Annotated in this window: 17 protein-coding genes; 15 read left to right on the top strand and 2 right to left on the bottom strand. The window is 42.0% G+C overall.

The genetic code is table 11. The features are described from left to right. The first annotated feature begins 108 nt into the window (after positions 1–108). From E1176_RS17590 to E1176_RS17550, 9 genes are all read left to right on the top strand, one after another. Entirely contained in the window at positions 109–588 is a 480-nt protein-coding gene (locus E1176_RS17590) for a glycine-rich domain-containing protein (RefSeq protein WP_222933174.1), read from the top strand. Continuing rightward, entirely contained in the window at positions 585–1,508 is a 924-nt protein-coding gene (locus E1176_RS17585) for a hypothetical protein (protein WP_155212358.1), read from the top strand. The genes E1176_RS17590 and E1176_RS17585 overlap by 4 nt, the downstream gene beginning before the upstream one ends. Positions 1,509–1,637: 129 nt before the next feature. After that, positions 1,638–4,007: a TonB-dependent receptor gene (locus E1176_RS17580; RefSeq protein WP_155212357.1), complete on the top strand. Its 2,370-nt coding sequence runs from the start codon at positions 1,638–1,640 to the stop codon at positions 4,005–4,007. Positions 4,008–4,025: 18 nt separating this feature from the next. Beyond that, entirely contained in the window at positions 4,026–5,492 is a 1,467-nt protein-coding gene (locus tag E1176_RS17575) for a hypothetical protein (protein WP_155212356.1), read from the top strand. A gap of 6 nt (positions 5,493–5,498) precedes the next feature. Further along, entirely contained in the window at positions 5,499–6,200 is a 702-nt protein-coding gene (locus E1176_RS17570) for an ABC transporter ATP-binding protein (protein WP_155212355.1), read from the top strand. Then, positions 6,200–7,636 (top strand): ABC transporter permease, encoded by a 1,437-nt coding sequence (locus tag E1176_RS17565; protein ID WP_155212354.1) that lies wholly within the window; start codon positions 6,200–6,202, stop codon positions 7,634–7,636. Before E1176_RS17570 ends, E1176_RS17565 begins: the two co-directional genes overlap by 1 nt. Continuing rightward, entirely contained in the window at positions 7,629–9,068 is a 1,440-nt protein-coding gene (locus tag E1176_RS17560) for a DUF3526 domain-containing protein (protein WP_155212353.1), read from the top strand. The genes E1176_RS17565 and E1176_RS17560 overlap by 8 nt, the downstream gene beginning before the upstream one ends. Further along, on the top strand, positions 9,065–11,269 hold the full coding sequence (locus E1176_RS17555) for a DUF5916 domain-containing protein (RefSeq protein ID WP_155212352.1): 2,205 nt from the start codon (positions 9,065–9,067) through the stop codon (positions 11,267–11,269). Before E1176_RS17560 ends, E1176_RS17555 begins: the two co-directional genes overlap by 4 nt. 1 nt (position 11,270) lies before the next feature. Continuing rightward, positions 11,271–12,626, top strand: a complete 1,356-nt coding sequence (locus E1176_RS17550; RefSeq protein WP_155212351.1) for an MATE family efflux transporter — start codon at positions 11,271–11,273, stop codon at positions 12,624–12,626. Here the strand turns inward: E1176_RS17550 and E1176_RS17545 are convergent. Together E1176_RS17545 and E1176_RS17540 are read right to left on the bottom strand one after the other, a co-directional pair. Beyond that, positions 12,623–13,231: a class I SAM-dependent methyltransferase gene (locus E1176_RS17545; protein ID WP_155212350.1), complete on the bottom strand. Its 609-nt coding sequence runs from the start codon at positions 13,229–13,231 to the stop codon at positions 12,623–12,625. The genes E1176_RS17550 and E1176_RS17545 overlap by 4 nt on opposite strands. Positions 13,232–13,240: 9 nt before the next feature. Continuing rightward, a complete protein-coding gene (locus E1176_RS17540; protein WP_155212349.1) occupies positions 13,241–13,666 on the bottom strand; it encodes a Fur family transcriptional regulator in 426 nt (141 codons plus the stop codon). Positions 13,667–13,974: 308 nt separating this feature from the next. Between E1176_RS17540 and E1176_RS17535 the strand changes: the two genes are divergently transcribed. From E1176_RS17535 to E1176_RS17510, 6 genes are all read left to right on the top strand, one after another. Then, entirely contained in the window at positions 13,975–14,715 is a 741-nt protein-coding gene (locus E1176_RS17535) for a beta-ketoacyl-ACP reductase (RefSeq protein ID WP_155212348.1), read from the top strand. A gap of 19 nt (positions 14,716–14,734) precedes the next feature. Then, complete coding sequence (locus tag E1176_RS17530; RefSeq protein WP_155212347.1) at positions 14,735–15,724, top strand: 3-oxoacyl-ACP synthase III family protein; 990 nt, start codon at positions 14,735–14,737, stop codon at positions 15,722–15,724. A gap of 1 nt (position 15,725) precedes the next feature. Continuing rightward, positions 15,726–17,255: a sodium/pantothenate symporter gene (locus E1176_RS17525; RefSeq protein ID WP_155212346.1), complete on the top strand. Its 1,530-nt coding sequence runs from the start codon at positions 15,726–15,728 to the stop codon at positions 17,253–17,255. Further along, positions 17,245–18,717: an o-succinylbenzoate--CoA ligase gene (menE, locus tag E1176_RS17520; protein ID WP_155212345.1), complete on the top strand. Its 1,473-nt coding sequence runs from the start codon at positions 17,245–17,247 to the stop codon at positions 18,715–18,717. The genes E1176_RS17525 and menE overlap by 11 nt, the downstream gene beginning before the upstream one ends. Beyond that, on the top strand, positions 18,714–19,655 hold the full coding sequence (locus tag E1176_RS17515; protein WP_246206127.1) for an alpha/beta fold hydrolase: 942 nt from the start codon (positions 18,714–18,716) through the stop codon (positions 19,653–19,655). Before menE ends, E1176_RS17515 begins: the two co-directional genes overlap by 4 nt. Continuing rightward, positions 19,656–19,925: hypothetical protein (locus E1176_RS17510; RefSeq protein ID WP_222933173.1), on the top strand; the 270-nt coding region annotated here is incomplete at its 3' end.

Here is a 19,925-nt window from a genome sequence, read left to right as displayed (position 1 = left end):
TAGGTGGTACACATTGTAGCAACTGCGGACACTGTAGCAGTACATTATAAACCATTCTTAAGCGGTAGCGTGAGTAGTCATGCTGCCGCTTCTTTGCTTAATATGACTATGACAGAGACTTTAGAAAAAGAACAACTGCAAAAACTACTGCAGTTTGAAAATGAAGACATGCTCTCAAGATTCACTGATATGTATAATGTCAGCGAAGATGAGGCAAGGGACATTTTAAAAGAAACATTGAAGTTTCTATACATAAGCCAGATTCCTGGTACGTTTATTCCTGATGACTTATTGATTATCGATGAGATGTGGCACAATATGATCTTGTTTACACCACAATATCATGAGTTTAGTCAGCAGCATTTTCAAAAATACTTTCATCACGTACCGGCCAGCAAGCAAGAAAAAGCGGAGCGTGAAAAGTCTCTCATGGCAGACCATGAAAAAGCCAGACAGGATTATCTGGACAAGCTACAAACCTTAATCTCCGTCACTTACGATCACCTGGGAGAAGAAACTGTAAAGAAGTGGTTTCAGGAATATCCCGAAAAATACAGTAAACAAAATATTAAGGCGCTTAGGCGATGAGCATATTTCCTAAAAGGACTGTACGTAATAGTGTGGTTACCATCCACTGGAATTTTAATACAGCTCACCTCACAGACGTGCATGTTTTTCCTTATGTGAGAATTGGAGTAAAAGCACCAGATGGTAAAATCACCATGCTGTTTGAAGATCATGTATTAGGATTACCAGAGTCTGATGAGCAACCGCAGCCAAACGCTAAACCATCATTAAAGTACCTGAATAAAAACTTGCCTTTGCTGGTTATAGCGGAATACCTAAGTGGCCAGCACCAACGAGAAAAGCTGATCGAAATCTTACAAAATATACAGTCTGGGCGGCATTATTACTTTAGCTATCAGGTGCCTGAGGATGCGCCACTGGGTAAGTATACATTGATTTCTGAGGTGCATAGTGGAGGAGAGATCAGACACTCAAAAACGGCCAAAGATGATTTTTTCTTTGTTGAGAAAGTATCCGTAAAAGATGAAGAAAAGTCTGGTGAAGATAGTAAGGCCATTGTAGTAAATCACTCACCGGAAAAAACACCTGTCAAGATTGTAAGCTGTACACCAACTGGGGCGGGAAAGATGAAAACTCATATTGAAGTATTTGAGCTTGGTGAGAATGAAGAAAAAGCAATAAGTCTCAACTCTCCTTTAAATTTTTTGCTTTATAATGAAGAACGAGAGGTATTACCGTTACAACAAAGTGCATCAGCCTATCTTTTGAGAAACCAAAGAGTGCTGGAGCTAAATAAAAATGACGGCAATACTTACTTATTAAAAAAAGACAAAGAGGAGGCCTACAAACTCACACCTGGGGCTCAATCACTCTGGAGCAAGTCAGATGGTCTACTACCTAAAAGCAAATTGTCCGAAGAAGAACTCGAAGCTTTTGAGGAGTTGTCCAGTGAAGGTTTAATTCATTCTATAGACTTTTAGTAGCTGACAGGTAAGCCACTTATCCATCGGCACATCCGAAAATCTATTTTATCTTAAAATTATAAATGCAAATCTTTTGCGTTTGAAACATAATACTATATTTGCAACAATGTTGCACCTGTATTATTTATGAAACGTCTCTCTCTTTTCTTTGCTATCATTTTAGTGTCATCGGCTTACACCTATGGCCAAAATGCGTCTATATCAGGAAGGGTATCGACAACTGATGGAGGCGTAATTCCCGGAGCTTATGTGCAATTAAACAGCGACCTGGCAACTGTGGCTGATGAAAAAGGGCGGTATGCTTTCAATAAGTTAACGAAAGGTGACTTCGTCATCACTGCTTCCTTCATTGGCTACCAACCTTTGAAAAAATCAGTGAGTATAAACTCAGGTCAAAGTCTGGTAGTAAACCTTAGTCTAGACGAGTCGGTCACGCAACTAAATGAGGTAACCGTGACCGGGCAATCTGAGTCGATGGCCATCAAAGAAGGTATTGCATCGGTCTCTCTCGTTGAAGCCAAACCGTTTTATAATCGCTCCATAAATGCACCAGATTTACTCAATACCCTCTCTGGTGTACAGGTGCGACAGAGTGGAGGCGTGGGTAACAGCACAGAAATATCTATACAGGGCCTCTCGGGCAGACAGGTAAAGTTGTTTGTCGATGGTATTCCTATGGATTTTCTCTTGCCGGTAGAAGAGTTGGGTATCGGTGCTTCTCTGTCCATGTTTCCCGTCAATTTGATGGAAAGAATGGAGGTCTATAAAGGCGCTGTACCGGTAGCATTGGGTGCAGACGCACTAGGTGGAGCCATAAACATTATTACGCGTAAAGATTTTCAGGATTACCTGGAAATATCAACAGAGCATAGCTCTTTTAATACCTGGCGGTCTACCTTGAGCACACGCAAGTTTTTTGATTCAGGATTTACCGTTGGCCTAAGTGCCTTTTATATGGCTTCAGACAATAACTACATGTTGGACGATGTAAAAACCATCAACGAATTTGGGAATCCGGAATCTATATCTACACCTAAATTTCATGACCGCTTTAGAAGCTATATGGTAAAGGGTGAGGCAGGTGTTGTTAATAAACCCTGGGCAGATCAATTATTAGTGAGTTTCTCACACGGTGACTTGTACGATGAGATACAACACAATTTTGAGATGCGCCAGCCATACGGTCAAGCCCTTAATCTGGCGACAACCTATAATACCTCACTGCAATATGAGAAATACGACATTGCAGACAAACTGGACCTAAATTTCTATTTAGGCTATAACCGTATAGCAACCAGCTTCATAGACACAACCCGCAATATTTATGATTGGCGAGGAGAGATCATTGGCCAAAAAACATACGGAGGAGAAATTACCACATCTCAGAATAACCTGAACTTAGATGGGGAAAATCTAGTAGGGCGCTTAAATGTCAATTACAAAATTACACCCACAACGAGCCTTATCTTCAATGGTGTGGCATCTCACTTCACACGAGTGGGTAGCGATCCGGTAGCCGCAGAATTTTATGGAGAAGACTATTTTCAAAATCCGGTATATGTAGATAAACTAGTAGCCGGTGTAGGTTTAGAAAAAGAGTTTTTAGCGGGTAAAATAGTCAGCCACACAGCCGTAAAAGCCTACCAATTCAATTCTGAAGGATTTATCATTGAAAACAGTGAATCGACAACTATAAAACAGGACCAATTCCAGCCGGGTTTTAGTCAGTCATTTAAATGGAAGGCCAATAAATATTTACTTACAAAAGCGTCTTATGAGTACGCCACCCGTATGCCAGACAGGATAGAAACGCTGGGTGATTTTAGCGCAGCTATAAATGCCAACCCGGGTTTGGTTCCAGAAACGAGTCATAATGTAAATCTCGGTGGGCTCTACAAAAGAAAAGTCTGGAGCATAGAGGTCAATAGTTTCTTAAGAAGAGTAAGCGATATTATCATCTTGCAGGCAGTACCACCACCTGTGCTTAGTAAGTATGAAAATTTACTCGAAGCAAGCATCACCGGTATTGAAAGTGAGGTGCAATACAAACCATGGCACTGGCTCACGGTACGTGCTAACGCAACCTATCAGGACTTGCGCAATCGCTCAAACAAAATTAACTCAGGTGTGAGCAGTGATAGATATTATGGTGCCAGACTGCCCAACCGACCACATCTATTTGGCAATGGCGAGCTGCAGTTCAGTAAATCAAATGTATTGAAACGTGGAGACCAGTTTCAGGTCTGGTGGTCTGTGGCTTATGTCAAAGAGTTTTTTCGCTATTGGGAAATTGACGGAAGAAAAGAAGATAAGCTGACAGTTCCTGATCAATGGTTGCATAATGCAGGCATAGCTTATACAGGCTGGAATGAAAGGGCCACACTTTCTTTAGAATCACAAAATATATTGGATGCCAATGCCTACGACAATTTCCGTGTGCAAAAACCGGGTCGCTCGTGGCATGTAAAACTTAGACTTTTCCTTACAAAACCTTGAAACTTTAATTAAACAACTATGAAACAACCAATTTACTATTTAAGGCTTATGAAATATATAAGCATCTCTCTTACTCTTGTTTTTGCCGTTTCAGCTATGGTATCATGTATTGATGATGACCCCGGAATCGACCCTGATGCGCCAGTGATTCAAGCGGCTGAGGGCTCATCTGTACGTGGCGGAGAAACCCTGGAAGTAACGTTTACAGTAATTGCGCCTGGTACCGTTTCTGAGGTAACAGTGGCAGCCAGTGCCGGTACAGCCACTATCATCAATACAGATGACATTGTAGGTACCACCAATGCAGAAGCAACGGTGAGTTATGAAACAGCGGCCGATATAAGTGGCACTCAGACGGTAACACTCACAGTTACTGATCAGCAAGGAAAGAGTACTAACCAGGCGGTTGAGGTTGAAGTGTTTGCTCCGGTAAACTACGGGATGGCCCTGGTTTCAGGTGCTGGAGATGTAACTACTACTTTCTTACAAGGTCTGATTGATCTTGACCTAAACACAATTGATAATAGTAGTAGCACAGAATTAGCGCAGTTTGCCGCGGTCTATTCAGATGGCAATGCTTTGTTTACTGCAGGTTTCGGTGCACCGGCTACCATGGGTAAATACGTCTTCAATAGCGCTGGTGAAGCTAAACTAGATCAGGAGATCATAGTTCCTGGTTCAAGCTCCTTTTCTTCTGTAGAAATTATTGACGAGAATAAAGGGTATGCTACCGTGGGAGGCGGCCTCTCAAGAGCGGTACAATTTAGCCCTTCAGAAATGCGTATTACCGGAGAAATAGACCTTTCCAGTGCAGGTGAGGGCCTTTTTTATTCTGACATGATTGTAAGAGGCAACACCTTATTCATCGCACTTAATGACTTTGGAGGCTCAGGTGAAGCGATGGTGGCTGTGGTAGACTTACAGACCAACACGCTGGAAAAGGTGATTACCGATACCAGAACATCAACACTTTTTGGTTCTTTAACCACAGCTATAATGACCGAGGCTGATAACGGTGACATTTACGTGCAGGGATCTGGTCTTTTTAGTGATAAACCTAGTGGTATACTAAGAATCAAAGCGGGAGAAACAGAGTTTGACACTGGCTATTTCTTTGACTTGACTGCTACGGTAGGAGGCTCATGTTTTGGACTATATCACTTTGGTGATGGCCTCACTTTTACAGCAGTTTCATCAAATGACGATAATTGGTTCGGATTTGATGGAGACAATCCGGCATTCCGTTACCACCAAATCGACTTAGCTGCTAAGACTGATGGAGGAGATCTGGCTGCATCATTGCCAAATACATTTGCTGCATCTCGCACGATGTTCTTTTTCCAATCTTCAGATGATGAAATTCTCTTCCCTATAGCTGGCAAAGACGAAGATGCCATCTACAGCTATGCGATAGGCTCAGGAGAAGTATCTAAAAAGATTACCAGTAGCAGCGGTTACGTGAGCGGACTGGTACAGGTAAATTAATTCATTATGCTAAAAGCCACCAATCTCACAAAAAAATACGGAAGCTTTACGGCTCTTCATGACCTCAACCTATCAGTAAACGAAGGAGACATCTTTTGTTTGCTGGGAGCCAATGGAGCAGGAAAGTCGACTACCATCAACCTATTTCTCAACTTCATAGAAGCTACAGAAGGAAAGGCGAGTATCAACTCATTGGATGTCGATCAGTATGCAAGGGAGACTAAACAATTGCTTTCTTACATACCAGAAAACCTGATGCTGTACCCAAACCTTACTGGCCTGGAGAATCTGGATTTTTTCTGTGGTTTGAGAGGTCGAAGCTATGCCAGAGAGCAGTTAGAAGAGCTGCTTAAGCAATCAGGCCTACAGCCAGATTTTATCAATAAAAGAGTAAAAAGCTACTCAAAAGGGATGAGGCAGAAAGTAGGCATAGCGCTGGCAAGAGCACGAGAAGCCAAGGTTTTACTATTAGACGAGCCTACCTCTGGGCTTGACCCAAAAGCCAGCAATGAATTTTCAGAGCTGTTGTTGAGTATGAAAGATAATGGTGTAGCCACACTTATGGCTACCCATGATCTTTTTCGCGCCAAAGACACAGGCACGCATATCGGCATCATGAAAGAAGGTGTGCTCATTGAGCAGTTTGCTTCTGATGATGTGAGTTTTCAAGACCTGGAAAAGCTGTATCTCAAACACATGCATAACTAATGCAACTACTTTTCTTAATCATAAAAAAGGAGATTTTGATAGCACTAAGAGAAAGATTGGTGCTAGCGCTGGGTAGTATTATTGTGATTTTGCTTGGGGTAGCTTTGTATGCAGGGTACCTCACCTATCAGCAGCAAGAAGCCATAATTTCTCAAACCCAAAATGAGAAACGTCAGGAGTGGCTGGGCCAGGGCGACAAGCACCCACATATAGCGGCTCATTATGGCACATTTGTATTCAAGCCAAAAACAGTGTTGAGTCTCTTCGACTTTGGTCTTGATGCCTACACCGGCACGTCAGTGTACCTTGAGGCGCATTATCAACATGAATTTATGTTTAGGCCCGCGCAGGATCATAGCAGTATGATCAGGTTTGGCGAGCTAAGTGCGGCTTTGGTGTTACAGGTACTGGTTCCACTGCTTATTATTTTTCTCTCTTTTGCTTCTTACACCCACGAGCGTGAGCGAGGGACCTTAAAATTATTGCTAAGTCAGGGTGTTTCTTTTCAAACGCTCACATGGGGTAAGATTTTAGCCTATAGTATTATTCTCATAGTCATCCTATCACCTTTTATGATCGGGATAGCTATACTTTCATTTACGGGCGTGCAGCATGAGGCTCTTCAGCAAGTTGAAGCCAGGGTGATTTTGCTGTATGGCGTTTATGGCCTCTATTTATTTTTCTTTATCTCCTTTTCAGTATGGATATCGCTGCGCTCGTCTACTGGTAGAAATGCACTGTTGACACTGCTTTCCTGCTGGATATTGTTGGTAATACTCATGCCTAAAACGGTGGCCAACTTCAGCGAGAGCATTTACACACTTCCTTCTATGCGGGAGTTTAAGGCGGCCATAGACAAAGACAAGGCCAACGGCCTGGATGGCAAAACACCCCGATCTGTGCGAATGGTAAACTTGACCAACGAATACCTGGAAAAATATCAGGTAGATTCTGTAGAGCAGCTACCCTTTAACTTCGAAGGCGTGAGCATGCAGGCAGGTGAGGAGTACGGCAATATGGTTTACGACCATCATTTAGAAAAACTCCAGAATATTTTCCATAAACAAAACCGATTGAGCAGTATCGCAAGTCTGTTCAATCCTTTTCTGGCGGTACAGCACCTGTCTATGGGGCTATCCGGTACTGACATTCATACTTTCATTCACTTTGAAGATGAGGTGGAAGCGTATAGAAGAGCACTGGTACGCAAAATGAACAATGACATGGCTGAAAACTCTAAGTATGGGGAGTTTTTTGGCTATAAGGCTGGTGAAGATCTCTGGAAACAAATAGATGATTTTTCTTACCAGACGCCTACAGTTAAAGAATTACTAAGCCATTATAAGTTGGAATTGATTTCTATTGGTCTGTGGACGGCCATGATGGTTTTGCTCATACATTATACTAACCGAAAAATGAGACCGCTTCATGGATAGCACAATAAAGACATTGGTTCGCTATGAATGGAAAGCATTTGTACGCAATAAGTTTCAGCTGATAATGCTGGTGGTAACGTTTTTATTCGGCCTGTATGCGATATACTATGGTCAGTCTGAGATAAACGCACAGCGAAATACTATAAATGCGGTCACTGCTATTGAGCATGAAGAGTTTTCTACCTATAAGGCCAGCTTCACTGAGGAAATGGAAACGATTGAGCAGGAGCAAACGCATGACATTGCTTCTCGACCGGCTTACGCCTGGTTTAGGCATGGCTACCATGCGATACTTCCTCCTCACGATTTTGCGCCATTAGCGATTGGTCAGAGAGACCTTTTTCGCTATTACTATCGCCTTACAGGTATGAGCTTGCATTACCAGTTGTTCGAAAATGAGCTCGCCAACCCCGTTAACCTGATGGCGGGAAATTTCGATTTGTCTTTTGTACTTATTTACCTGTTTCCGCTTGTGATTATAGCCTTTTGCTATGGTCTGTATTCGTCTGATAAAGAAGGGGGCACACTCGCTTTGCTGCTGATTCAGTCAGTAAGTATGCGCAAGATTACTTTAGTAAGACTCACTTTTTACTTTGTGCTGATCACAGGTCTTGCTCTATTACTATCACTTGTCGGTATTCTTTCTTCAGGCAGTTTTGTAGCCGATGAGAACCTGATGCCTGGTCTGGCCTGGTTAGTTGGCGTGGTGGTTTATTGTGCTTTTTGGTTTGGTTTGTTGTACTTCGTCATAAGCTTTCGCAAAAGCTCATCTTTCAATGCTATTTCCGCAGCGGGTTGTTGGCTATTCCTCTTAATCGTGATTCCATCGATGCTCAATGTGATTGTCACTACCATGTATCCGCTCAATAGTGCGACACTTGCCGGCCTTACCCGAAGAACGGGCCTGGAAAATGAAAATGATGAGAAGGAAGTTAAGAAAGTGATCAGAGAGTTTTTAGCTCACAAACCTGAGCTGGCAGCAAGCGATAGTTTGATAGAAAATAACATGCTAGCAAAAGCCTATGCTGCTTTCACTTCTTTAAAAGACATTAATAATCAGCATGAAGTAGACCACTACAACGCCCAGGTGGCCAAAAGAAACACATGGACATCCCGCTTCCATTGGTTGAGCCCCTCAGTTAATATGCAGGATGTTTTTACACACATTGTTGAGACTGACCTAACAACATTTCTTCATTATCAAGATGCGCTGGTACGTTTCCACGGAAACATAAGTGAATTCTATTTCAATCGCCTTTTTTGGGACAAACCACTTGTCAGAGCAGATTATGAAAATTTGCCGAGCTTCTCTATGAAGCAGCAATCAGACCGCTGGGAGACGGTATGGCTGGGGTTGGGCAAAGTCCTTCTAGCGGCAGTTCTGGTGTTCACTTTAGGCTTTATAAAAATGAAAGGAGGTATAAAGCAATGAAATCTATCACATTACTTTTTGCATGGGTTGGCACCTTTGGTTTGCTTCAGGCACAGCAGACTGACAATTTTCCACCACCGGAAACTCCGCTAGAGATCAACGCGGTGAGAGCTGACGAAGACATTAAAATAGATGGAAAGCTTACAGAAGCCGCCTGGGACAAAGCCCCGGTAACGAAGGATTTCTTCCGAATTGAACCAAGGCAGGGAGGAGAATACCACTATCAAACGCTGGCCAAGCTCATGTTTGATGAGAAAAATCTCTATGTCGGTATTTTTTGCGAAGATTCTCTGGGTAAAAAAGGCATAAGAGTGCAGGATTTGCGCAGAGACTTCAGATGGGGCGAAAATGATATTTTTGGTATTCAATTAGACCCTCAGAATCTCAAGCAATATTGTGTGTCATTTCAAACCACACCTTATGGCAACCAGCGAGACCTGCAGAATTTTAATGACAACAATACCGATACAAACTGGAACGCCTTATGGACCGTGAGAACCCACCAGACTGACTCGGGCTATTTTGCTGAATTTGCCATCCCATTTAAATCCATCCGTTATGAGCGCCCCCAGGATACTGATTCCGTTACGTGGGGGATAACCTTTAACAGACTGGCAAGGAGGGATTACGAACAAACCGTATTTCCTGCTATCCCGCAGTCATTTTCGCCATACAGAATGACTTATGCTGCCAAACTTAAAGGTCTGACAGTGCCAGAGCCCAGCGCCAACATTCGTGTAGAACCGTATTTTCTATATCAATATGATGACGTGGAAGCCGGAGGCGAAAGTCAGTCGGAGGGAGATGTGAAATTAGGTGGTGATATAAAATGGGCCATCAATCCACGCTCAGTTTTAGACCTTACTTTTAATACAGATTTTGCCCAGGCAGACGTAGATCGTGCTGTAAATAACCTCGAAAGGTTTAATATTTTCTTTCCTGAGCGGAGACAGTTTTTTCTGGAAAACTCCGGGATTTGGGCAGGAGCGAGTGACTTTTCTGTAAAGCCGTTCTTTAGCCGTACCATCGGATTGCAAGGCAATTTTAATGCTGAGCCGGCCAGGATAGATGCCGGAGCACGTTATACCATGCGTAATGATAATCGCTCTGTGGCAGGTTTGTATATACACCAGGCTGCTACAGGTAACACACCAGCTGCCAGCTTTGGTGTGGCCCGTTACCTTCAAAATTATGGCAAAGAAAACAATGTGGGTCTTATGGTGACCCATCGGTTAGACGAAGCTTCGAGTGAGCTCGGTACCAGCCAAAGCAACAATACCACATTGACAGTTGATGGATTAATTCGCCCTAAAAGTGAGCTTACTTTCTCATACCTGCTCTCCGGATCGCGAGACAATTCTAATGACACACTGGGTCTGGCAGGAAAGATATTTGCCGGATACAACACCAACAAGTTTTACCTTGGGTGGCTTACAAATTTTGTGACCAAAGACTATAATCCTGACATGGGCTTTGTCTTTCAGAAAAATGTGATCTGGCACAATCCGGGAGGCTATTATATCTTCAGGCCGGAAAATATACCATGGATCAGACGGTTTGATCCGGGAGCATTTTTCAACTATTACCACGATGCCGATGATCCGGGCAACTTTCAGCAGGGTAGTATTTACTTGTTTCCTATTTACCTGATTTTTACCGATGGTAGTTTTTTCGAATATGCCATTTACCCTACCTGGCAAAATATAAACTTCAACTTTGCTCCATTAGGAATCGCTATTACTCAGGATAACTATTACTATACGCGACATCAGGTGTCGTATAATACTGACCAATCAAGAAAGTTTTCGCTGTCAGGCAAACTAAGCTGGGGAGGTTTTTATAATGGAGACAGGCTCACAGTAAATGGAGGTATGCGTTATGCGCCCATTCCGCACATGGCGTTTACAGCAGATTATGAGTATAATAATTTAAAGTCGCTGGGTGAGTCACTCGAAGACCTGGAAACACACCTGACCACTTTGGGAGCACGATTTGCGCTAAATCCACGGATACAGCTCTCTGCCTTTTACCAGTACAATTCCTTCGATAAGCAGGGCCGCTGGAATGTACGTGGAAGTTGGGAGTATCGTCCATTATCTTTTATCTATCTAGTGTTTAATGACAATCGTATCGATGGACTCGAGTCGCCTTTTGAGGAGCAGCAACTCATAGGAAAGATTACATTTCTAAAGCAATTCTAAAATGAGTAAAGGGCCAGACCTGCATAATGATAGCCCATGGCTACTCATGAAAAGACTTTCTCTACCGGGTATTTTGGGCATGATGGTACTGTCTATCAGCTCATTAGTAGATGCACTTTATCTGGGAAATCTTGTAAGCACGGAAGCCTTTGCAGGTGTATCACTACTGTTTCCTATGACTTTGGTGGTCACCAGTATTACCGGGTTTATAGCTGTGGGGTCGTCATCGGTGTTGAGCAGGGCCATAGGTGCCAAAGACCAATCTATTCAGCAATTGATAATTCCCAACCTAATTGCACTGTCACTCATAGGGTCGGGTATACTCATTATAGTCGGCATACTTTTTTCTAAAGACATAGTCAGCTTGTTGGGTGCAGAAGGCCAGGTGTACCAATCAGGGGTAGATTATTTACAGATCTATTTGTGTGGGGCCTTTTTTAGTGTTTATGGTCTGGCGGCAAATGGCCTTATTCGTTCAGAAGGTAAAATAAAGCAGGCGATGACTTATACCGTGGTTGCGGTAGTTGCAAATATCATCTTAACACCCCTGTTTATTCAAACCTTGAATCTAGGTGTGAAAGGAGCAGCCTGGAGTAGCGTAGCCAGTATGGTGGTGTATAGTCTGCTTACTTCAGCGTATTTTATTAGAGGTAATGCCTCATTTAAAACAGGTAAATTTGCCATAAGAGTAGAGAAAGAGATTGCCTCAGACGTGGTAAGCATCGGATTTTCCTCACTCACCATGCAAATATCAAATGTGGTCAGGCAGTTTATTATTTTTCGCTCTATCACTTACTATGGCACTACGCACGATCTGGCGGTATTTAGCGCAGCATACAGACTGTTCTCCTTTATCTCAATACCAGCCATGGGGTTGTTACAACCACTTCAGCCGGTTATTGGCATCAATTACGGAGCTGGCAATTGGCAAAGGTGTGTGAGTGTATTAAAGTACTTTCGCTGGGGAGGCGTTATTTTTATGGCCTCGATTTTAATTCCCTTTTTAATTTTTCCTGATTGGTTTATAGGCTTGATGATACCGGAAGAACCCTTACGGGGAATCGAACTACACTATATCAGACTTGTTTTTCTGGCCTTACCCTTTTTGCCTATTTCGACTTCAGCGATTATCTATTTTCAGGCAGTGGGTAATAGTAGAAAGGCTACTATGATACCATTGGCGAGGCAGGCGGTCTTGTTTTTACCCCTCATTTTTGCCCTACCTTATTTCCTGGGCCTCGAGGGCATTTACTATAGCTTAGTGATAGAAAATATTCTATATGCCTCAATATTATTATTTGTGTTGGAAATAGAAATGCAAAAGCTACAATCAAAAACTTCTCTAAACTGTACCTAAATAGTATTCTTTCTGGCCACTATATGAAAAACATGCCAGTGTTTTACTTTTCCGGAAACGGTTTTTCCTTTCTTGTTTACCTCTTTAAGTGCTTCGATGTTGAAATCAGACAGTAGCGCTTCTATTTCCTGCATATTGTGAAATGTCATGTCGGTATTTGAAGACCATGAGTCATCGTTACCAAAAAAATGCCCGGAAAACCTTCCATTGGGTTGGATACTATTTACAATTACCTGCCAGACTTTATCAAAATAGTTAGGGTGACAAAAAGGGAGACTAAAAGAAGCATTTACGAGCGTGGTTGATGGTAGTGAGGTGAGTTCCTCAAAAGCGCTACACCTCTTAGCTAATGCATGGCGATGGTTTTGGGCAACTAAAGTGTCTAATTGATTCAATGCCTCTTCTTCTTTATCAATAGCTAATACCTGCCAATTATTTTGAAGAAGTGCGTGCGTGTCTATACCATTGCCACATCCCAAATCTATGGCATGCCTGATGTTGATCTTTTCTTGCGAAAACAATTCAAGCGCCTTTGATAGCGTTGCAGAAGGTGGAATAAGTTTGTCGGTGAAATGCTCGTAATGCTTTTTCCAGGATTCAGGCATAGGTTAAAATCATGATTTACATTCTTTGCAGATGCCGCTGAGTGTATAGTTGGCGCGGTCTACCATAAATTCGTTTGATACTTTTACCTCGGGTATTTTTACATCTTCCAAACAATAAGTATGATGACACTCATCACACACAAAGTGGGCATGCTCATCGCTATGAGATTCATCGGGGCAGTGTTGCCCGCACAAGGCGTATTTCACACCTTGTCCGTCTTCTGAAGCGCGATGTAATATGCCATTTTCCTCAAAAGAGCTCAAAGCTCTGTAGATCGTTACACGGTCGTGTCCGGCAGTCATTTTAGCAACAATATCACTGGCCGAAAGGGCAAAATCATGGTCCATAAACAGCTCCAGCATCTCCAATCTTATCGGTGTTTTCTTCAAACCATGCGCACGCAAAAGGTCTCCAATCAATTTCTTATCGCTCATACCTCTATCCTTAGTGTGTTTTAAAGTTTAACTAAATACCTAACACTAAGTGAAACTTACAAGTTTTTTATAACATCCCTTTTTACTTAATACACCGATAATTAAAATTAATGGATATATAATTTTAAATAATTCACAAAGTCCACCTGTCGCATATAAAAATTAAGTAACTGTAAATGAGTGCATTAAATATTATTGGTAACAAATTAATTTAATAGTCAATGCCATGAGTTTTCGCATCGTCCCTTTTCGCATGTAAATAGCACTCTATTTTGAGGATTTAAAATTCAAAAATCAGAATTAACCTCATGAAGAGACTCAAAGACAAAGTCGTAATTATAACTGGTGGAGCCCGAGGCATAGGCTTCTCAGCTGTACATAAGTTTTTGCAAGAAGGTGCCTCTGTTACCATTTGGGACATAAGCGAAGAAGATGGTAAGAAAGCTTTGGATACCCTGGCGGGCAAAGGAGAAGTTTATTTTTCAAAAGTTGACACTACAAACCCGGACTCGGTTCAAAGTGCTCTCAATGAGCAATTAGGACGCAATCAAAAAATAGATGTTCTCATAAATAATGCTGGAATTACCCGTGATGCTACCGTAAAGAAAATGTCACTAGCTGAATGGCAGCAAGTAATTGACGTAAACTTAACGGGTGTTTTCAACTGTACACAGGCAGTTGCTCCTACTATGATCGCGCAACAATCAGGGAGTATCATCAACACTTCATCGGTAGTGGGTTTATACGGAAATTTTGGCCAGGCCAACTACGCGGCTACCAAATCTGGCTTGATTGGTCTTACCAAAACCCTGGCCAAGGAGTTGGGTAGGTATAATATTACTGTTAATGCCGTGGCTCCCGGATTTATAGCCACAGACATGATCAAGACCATTCCTGAAAAAGTCATTAATATGATGGTCGATAAAACACCACTTGCGCGTCTGGGTAAACCTGAAGATATTGCCAATGCTTATGCCTTTTTAGCATCAGCGGAAGCAAATTTCATTAGCGGCACAGTATTGAGTGTAGACGGAGCAGTTTCTATTTAAATAACTTGAAAAACATCGCATGCGAAAGGCAATAATAAAGTCAACGGGTGCATATGCACCTGAAAATGTAATTCCAAACAGCTATTTTACTGAACTATTAAAAGAAGATGTAGATCAGTGGCTACGCGAAAATGTAAATATCCATGAAAGGCGCTGGTGCAGCGAAGACGAGTCAGTAGCTGATTTGTGTGAGCACGCCAGTAGGCAGGCACTCGATAGAGGAGGCTTAAAACCAACCGACCTTGATTTGATCATTGTTGCGACAGATACACCTGAATATATTTCTCCATCAACAGCTGCCGTTCTACAAGATCGATTGAAAGCAGAAAACGCGGGAACCTTTGACCTGAATACCGCATGTGCTGGATTTGTTACAGCCCTTGATGTGGCTGCAAAATATATAATAGCCGATGACCGTTACAGCCAGGTGTTGGTGGTTGGAGCCTACGCAATGAGCAAACATTTGAATAAAACAGACAAAAAAACGGCTACACTTTTTGCCGATGGGGCAGGAGCACTGGTATTATCTGCTGATGAAAACACCGATGCCGGGTTTGTTGCTTCTGAGCTAAAAACACGCGGTGAGTATAACAGCTGGATGGGCATTTACAGTGGAGGAGCCCATGAACCCGTAAATGAGGATGTAATAAGCCGAAATGATCATAAGCTTAAGTTCGTGCATAAATTTCCTAAAGAAATCAATCCTGAAATGTGGACGGAAATGACACTGAAAATGTGCGATCGTTTGAATATCAGACCCGATGATATAGACCAGTATCTCATTACTCAACTTAATTTTAATTCTATTGATGAAACGATGGAACGGCTCGGAGTAGCAAAAGAAAAGGCCCATAAAATAATGAAGTATTATGGGTATACAGGGTCTGCGTGTATACCCATGGCGCTTGATGATGCTATCCAGAAAAACAAAATCAAACGGGGCGATCTACTTTTTCTGATAGGATCAGGTGGAGGGTTAGCGTTCGCATGTGCAGCAATAAAGTATTGATATGAACAATCTGGCATCACAAGAGCAGATAATAGCTACCGCGATTCTTATAGTAATTTATATGGCTGTAGTGCTTTGGTTGGTAATAAGAGGAGCAAGGAAAACTACCAATATTGGTGAGTACGCACTTGGTACTATTGGGTTTTCTCCCGTTGCGGTGGGTCTGGCCCTTGCTGCTTCTATGACAAGTGCCGCAACCTTTATAATCAACCCAGGATTTATAGCGCTATATGGATTTAGCGGCTTTTTGTCCTTTGGCATTGTTATGCCCATTGCTATCTATTTTTCGTTAATTGTTATTACCAAAGGCTTTAGAAAGTATGGGTCGAGCGTAAAAGCTCTTACCATGGCGCAGTGGATCGGTAAAATGTTTAATAGCCAGCGGTACGCCATATTCTTTGCATTTCTATCCTTGCTGCTCATCACATTTATTGTGCTCATTTGTGTAGGTATTACTCAGGTATTGTCTAATGCGCTTAATGCAGATCCTTTTTGGGTACTGTTGGCAGTTGTGGTGTTTGTGTTTGGTTATATGATGTTTGGAGGAGCCAACTCGCTGGTGTATACCAATGCTATTCAAGCCTCTATAATGCTGGTTGTAGCTATCGTGTTATTGTCTTCGGGGTTGGAATATTTTGAGGGTGGTGTGGATGGATTTATTGCCAAACTCGCCAGTATCGATCCTGCTTTAGTGAAACCTACAAATCCTGACAGCCTGCTGTTCCGGGATTATTTTGAAATTATATTTTGTCAACTTGTAATCGGTGTCGCTATTGTGTGTCAACCGCACATTATGACCAAGAGTCTACTTCTCAAAAAGGATGAAGATGTAAATAAGTATTTGGTAGTTAGTATTATCGCGCTCACATTCTTTTTCCTGGTTGTGTTTGTTGGACTTTATGTAAGGGTTTACTTCCCTGACTTAAAGGTAGGGGGACAAGTATTGCCAATGGACAGCCTTGTTTCAGCATATGTAGTAAGTAAGTTTTCTGTTTATGTTAGTTTGATTGTAATAATCGGCCTCATTTCAGCCGGGCTATCAACACTCGAAGGATTGATCCAGTCCATAAGCTCTACCATCACTGCCGACTTGCTTGACCCTTTATTGGGGAAAGAACTTAAGTTAGATATAGATTCAAATCAGATTTTAACTAATAAGATCGTGATAGTGCTACTTGCTGCCATTAGCTTTGGCTTGTCTTACCAGCAGTTGGTAAGCCCCAACCTAAGTGTAGGAATTTTCGCGCAAAATGGTGTGTATGCCTACTTTTCTGCAGCTTTTGTGCCAGTAATATTTGGCACGTTTCTTAAAAAGACCTCGCTAAAAGCAGTATCTATTGCCTCTGTGACAGCTATCGTTGTTCATTTTTCGGTCTATTACGGTAAATTCATGCCTTATATGAAAGAAGAGGTGAATAATCCGGCAATTGCAGCAACTATGGCTATTTTGATATCTGTAGTAGTAGGTGGCATTATACATCAATTAGAATTTAGTAAAGCCAACAATAAAGAAGCATTGAATGTACACTAAAGATTGGTTTGAGCGATGGGCGACATATTCACCCGATAAAGTGGCGGTTGAAGAATACGAGCCGGAAAGGACGGTCACATATGCTAAGATAAATAAGCAAGCGGCTCAGTTGGCCAATTATTTTAAGGTTGAAAATATCAACAAAGGTGATCGTGTAATGCTACTTGGCGAGCATAGCATTGAGATGGTGGTTGTGTTTGCTGCAGCTTTAAAAACCGGAGTTATTATTGTTCCAATAAACTTTAGACTCGCTCCAGCCGAGATTGATTATCTGATTGATAATTGCAAGCCAGCACTTCTTATTTATGACGACCGCTTTATTGAAAAGATTTCTCACAGAACCGATCTAAAAGGAGAGTCATTTCTAGACCTTTCCAGAGCTATTGAGAGCGAGTCTCCGGCCTTCGAAAGTGTAGTGGTGGAAGATGATGATCCTATTTTCATCTTATATACTTCCGGTACCACGGGTTTTCCTAAAGGGGCCATTTACACCTACAAGATGTTATTTTGGAATAGTATCAATACCACAATGAGTTTGGCGCTTACCCCTGATGACCATACGATTAACTGTATGCCAGCCTTTCATACCGGAGGCTGGAATGTGTTACTCACACCTATGTTGCATCGAGGTGCTACTGTGGGCATATTACGGAAATTTGATGCAGATAAACTTTTACAGCTGCTCGAAGAAAAACGATCAACTTTATTTATGGGTGTGCCTACAATGCTCAAGATGATGCAAGATACCAAATCGTTTACTCAGGTAAATCTTGATTCAATCCGCTACTTCATAGTTGGAGGAGAGGCCCTTCCACTCCCAGTCATCAAATCCTGGCACAAAAAAGGTGTAAGCATAAGGCAGGGCTATGGCCTTACAGAGGTTGGGCCCAATCTCACCTCGCTGCATCAAGACGATGCGGAGCAAAAGCAAGGATCCATTGGGAGGCCTAATTATTACCTTTCTACAAAGTTGGTAGATGAAGATGGCCATGAAGTTCAGCGCGGTGAAATAGGTGAGTTTTGCTTGAAAGGAGAAGTTGTAACCCCAGGGTATTGGCAAAATGAACAGGCCACGAAAGATGCCAAAGAGGATGGCTGGTTTAAAACCGGGGACCTAATGAAGCAAGATGAAGAGGGGTTTTTGTACGTTGTTGACCGTAAGAAATGCATGTTTATTTCTGGTGGAGAAAATGTATACCCTGCAGAAGTCGAGAAAGTTTTACTCGAGCTACCTGAGGTTGAAGAGGCCGCAGTGATTGGCGTGCCCGATGCGAAATGGGGCGAGGTAGGAAAGGCGTTTTTGGTAACTTCTCCTCATTGCGATCTTGACAGTGTTGCAAAGCATTGTATAGCAAAACTGGCCAAGTTTAAAGTGCCCAAATATTTTGAAAATATTGAAGTGCTTCCTAAAAACGATAGCGGTAAAATTGACCGGAAAGCATTAAAAGAGCATCTAAAATGAAAACGAGATTATTTACAACTGGCTTACTTCTATTCATATCTGTCATGACTCAGGCACAACCACAAACAATAGCTGAAATTATCAAGCCATATAGTTTCGATACTAAGTATGCTGTATTGAGAGATAGCATTAAATTAGCATATATCGATGAAGGTGCGGGCGATAAGACCTTAGTGTTTATTCACGGCCTGGCAACATACCTGCCTTCCTGGTATAAAAACATACCCGCACTAAGTAAGAAGTATCGTTGTATAGCCATTGATTTGCCAGGATATGGAAGGTCTTCGAAAGGGAAATACCCGGGTACGATGTCATTTTATGCTTCTATTGTAAACGAGTTGATCGAAAAGCTAGCGTTAGAAAATATAGTGTTAGTAGGTCACTCAATGGGTGCTCAGGTGAGCCTCACTACGGCTTTAAAGTATCCTGAGAAAATAGAATCTTTGATTGTGGCATCACCTGCAGGGTTTGAGCGTTTTAATGAAAATGAAAGTGTCTGGTTGAAGTCGGTATTTAAAGCACCTATTATCGCCTCGGCTACTCCAGAGCAGATACGAGCCAACTATGGGCTTAATTTCTATCAAATGCCTGCCGATATAGACTTTATGATTGAAGATCGCATAAACATGGCACAGGCAGAAGACTTTATGGATTATTGTAATGCCGTAGCTAAAGGTGTTATTGGTATGCTCGATGAGCCTGTTTTCGATGACTTATCTGAAATTGACCAGCCAGTGCTTGTGGTATACGGAGCTAACGATGCGCTCATTCCAAATCAACTACTTCATAAAAACATTACCACCAAGCAGGTGGCTGAAGCCAGCACAGAAAAGTTACCAAATGCAAGTCTTCATATCATTCCCGAATGCGGTCATTTTGTTCCGTTTGAAAAAGCTGATATATTCAACAATCTGATTGTTGAATTTCTCTCTAAATAAGTGGCCAAAAAACAAAAACTCAAGAAGTTTTCAGCATTTGCCGAGAAGATCCTTCCTCACGAAGCTTCTTATCTCTTAAGTATTGAAAACTTTGAAGACGAAACAAAACGCTCAATACTGGAGCGTATGGCACATAATAGCAATAATTTCAATCAGCCAATTGCTTATGACACCACTGTTGACAAACGTAAATATTCCAACCTTAAAAACTGGATTGAAGCCAGGCTGGAGGAAATTAATGTAGATTATCATTTTGAGTGGATCAACGAG

This window comes from Fulvivirga aurantia (assembly GCF_009711475.1).
Lineage (GTDB): Bacteria > Bacteroidota > Bacteroidia > Cytophagales > Cyclobacteriaceae > Fulvivirga > Fulvivirga aurantia.
The sequence above is the reverse complement of the archived record's forward strand: the minus strand, read 5'-3'. Positions and strand labels throughout refer to the sequence as shown.

Coding starts and splice junctions, on each gene's coding strand:
- E1176_RS17515 (WP_246206127.1), top strand. CDS start 18,714: ATGAAAACGAGATTATTTACAACTGGCTTACTTCTATTCATATCTGTC.
- E1176_RS17550 (WP_155212351.1), top strand. CDS start 11,271: ATGAGTAAAGGGCCAGACCTGCATAATGATAGCCCATGGCTACTCATG.
- E1176_RS17570 (WP_155212355.1), top strand. CDS start 5,499: ATGCTAAAAGCCACCAATCTCACAAAAAAATACGGAAGCTTTACGGCT.
- E1176_RS17540 (WP_155212349.1), bottom strand. CDS start 13,666: ATGAGCGATAAGAAATTGATTGGAGACCTTTTGCGTGCGCATGGTTTG.
- E1176_RS17530 (WP_155212347.1), top strand. CDS start 14,735: ATGCGAAAGGCAATAATAAAGTCAACGGGTGCATATGCACCTGAAAAT.
- E1176_RS17555 (WP_155212352.1), top strand. CDS start 9,065: ATGAAATCTATCACATTACTTTTTGCATGGGTTGGCACCTTTGGTTTG.
- E1176_RS17525 (WP_155212346.1), top strand. CDS start 15,726: ATGAACAATCTGGCATCACAAGAGCAGATAATAGCTACCGCGATTCTT.
- E1176_RS17590 (WP_222933174.1), top strand. CDS start 109: ATGACAGAGACTTTAGAAAAAGAACAACTGCAAAAACTACTGCAGTTT.
- E1176_RS17545 (WP_155212350.1), bottom strand. CDS start 13,231: ATGCCTGAATCCTGGAAAAAGCATTACGAGCATTTCACCGACAAACTT.
- E1176_RS17560 (WP_155212353.1), top strand. CDS start 7,629: ATGGATAGCACAATAAAGACATTGGTTCGCTATGAATGGAAAGCATTT.
- E1176_RS17585 (WP_155212358.1), top strand. CDS start 585: ATGAGCATATTTCCTAAAAGGACTGTACGTAATAGTGTGGTTACCATC.
- E1176_RS17580 (WP_155212357.1), top strand. CDS start 1,638: ATGAAACGTCTCTCTCTTTTCTTTGCTATCATTTTAGTGTCATCGGCT.
- menE (WP_155212345.1), top strand. CDS start 17,245: ATGTACACTAAAGATTGGTTTGAGCGATGGGCGACATATTCACCCGAT.
- E1176_RS17565 (WP_155212354.1), top strand. CDS start 6,200: ATGCAACTACTTTTCTTAATCATAAAAAAGGAGATTTTGATAGCACTA.
- E1176_RS17575 (WP_155212356.1), top strand. CDS start 4,026: ATGAAACAACCAATTTACTATTTAAGGCTTATGAAATATATAAGCATC.
- E1176_RS17535 (WP_155212348.1), top strand. CDS start 13,975: ATGAAGAGACTCAAAGACAAAGTCGTAATTATAACTGGTGGAGCCCGA.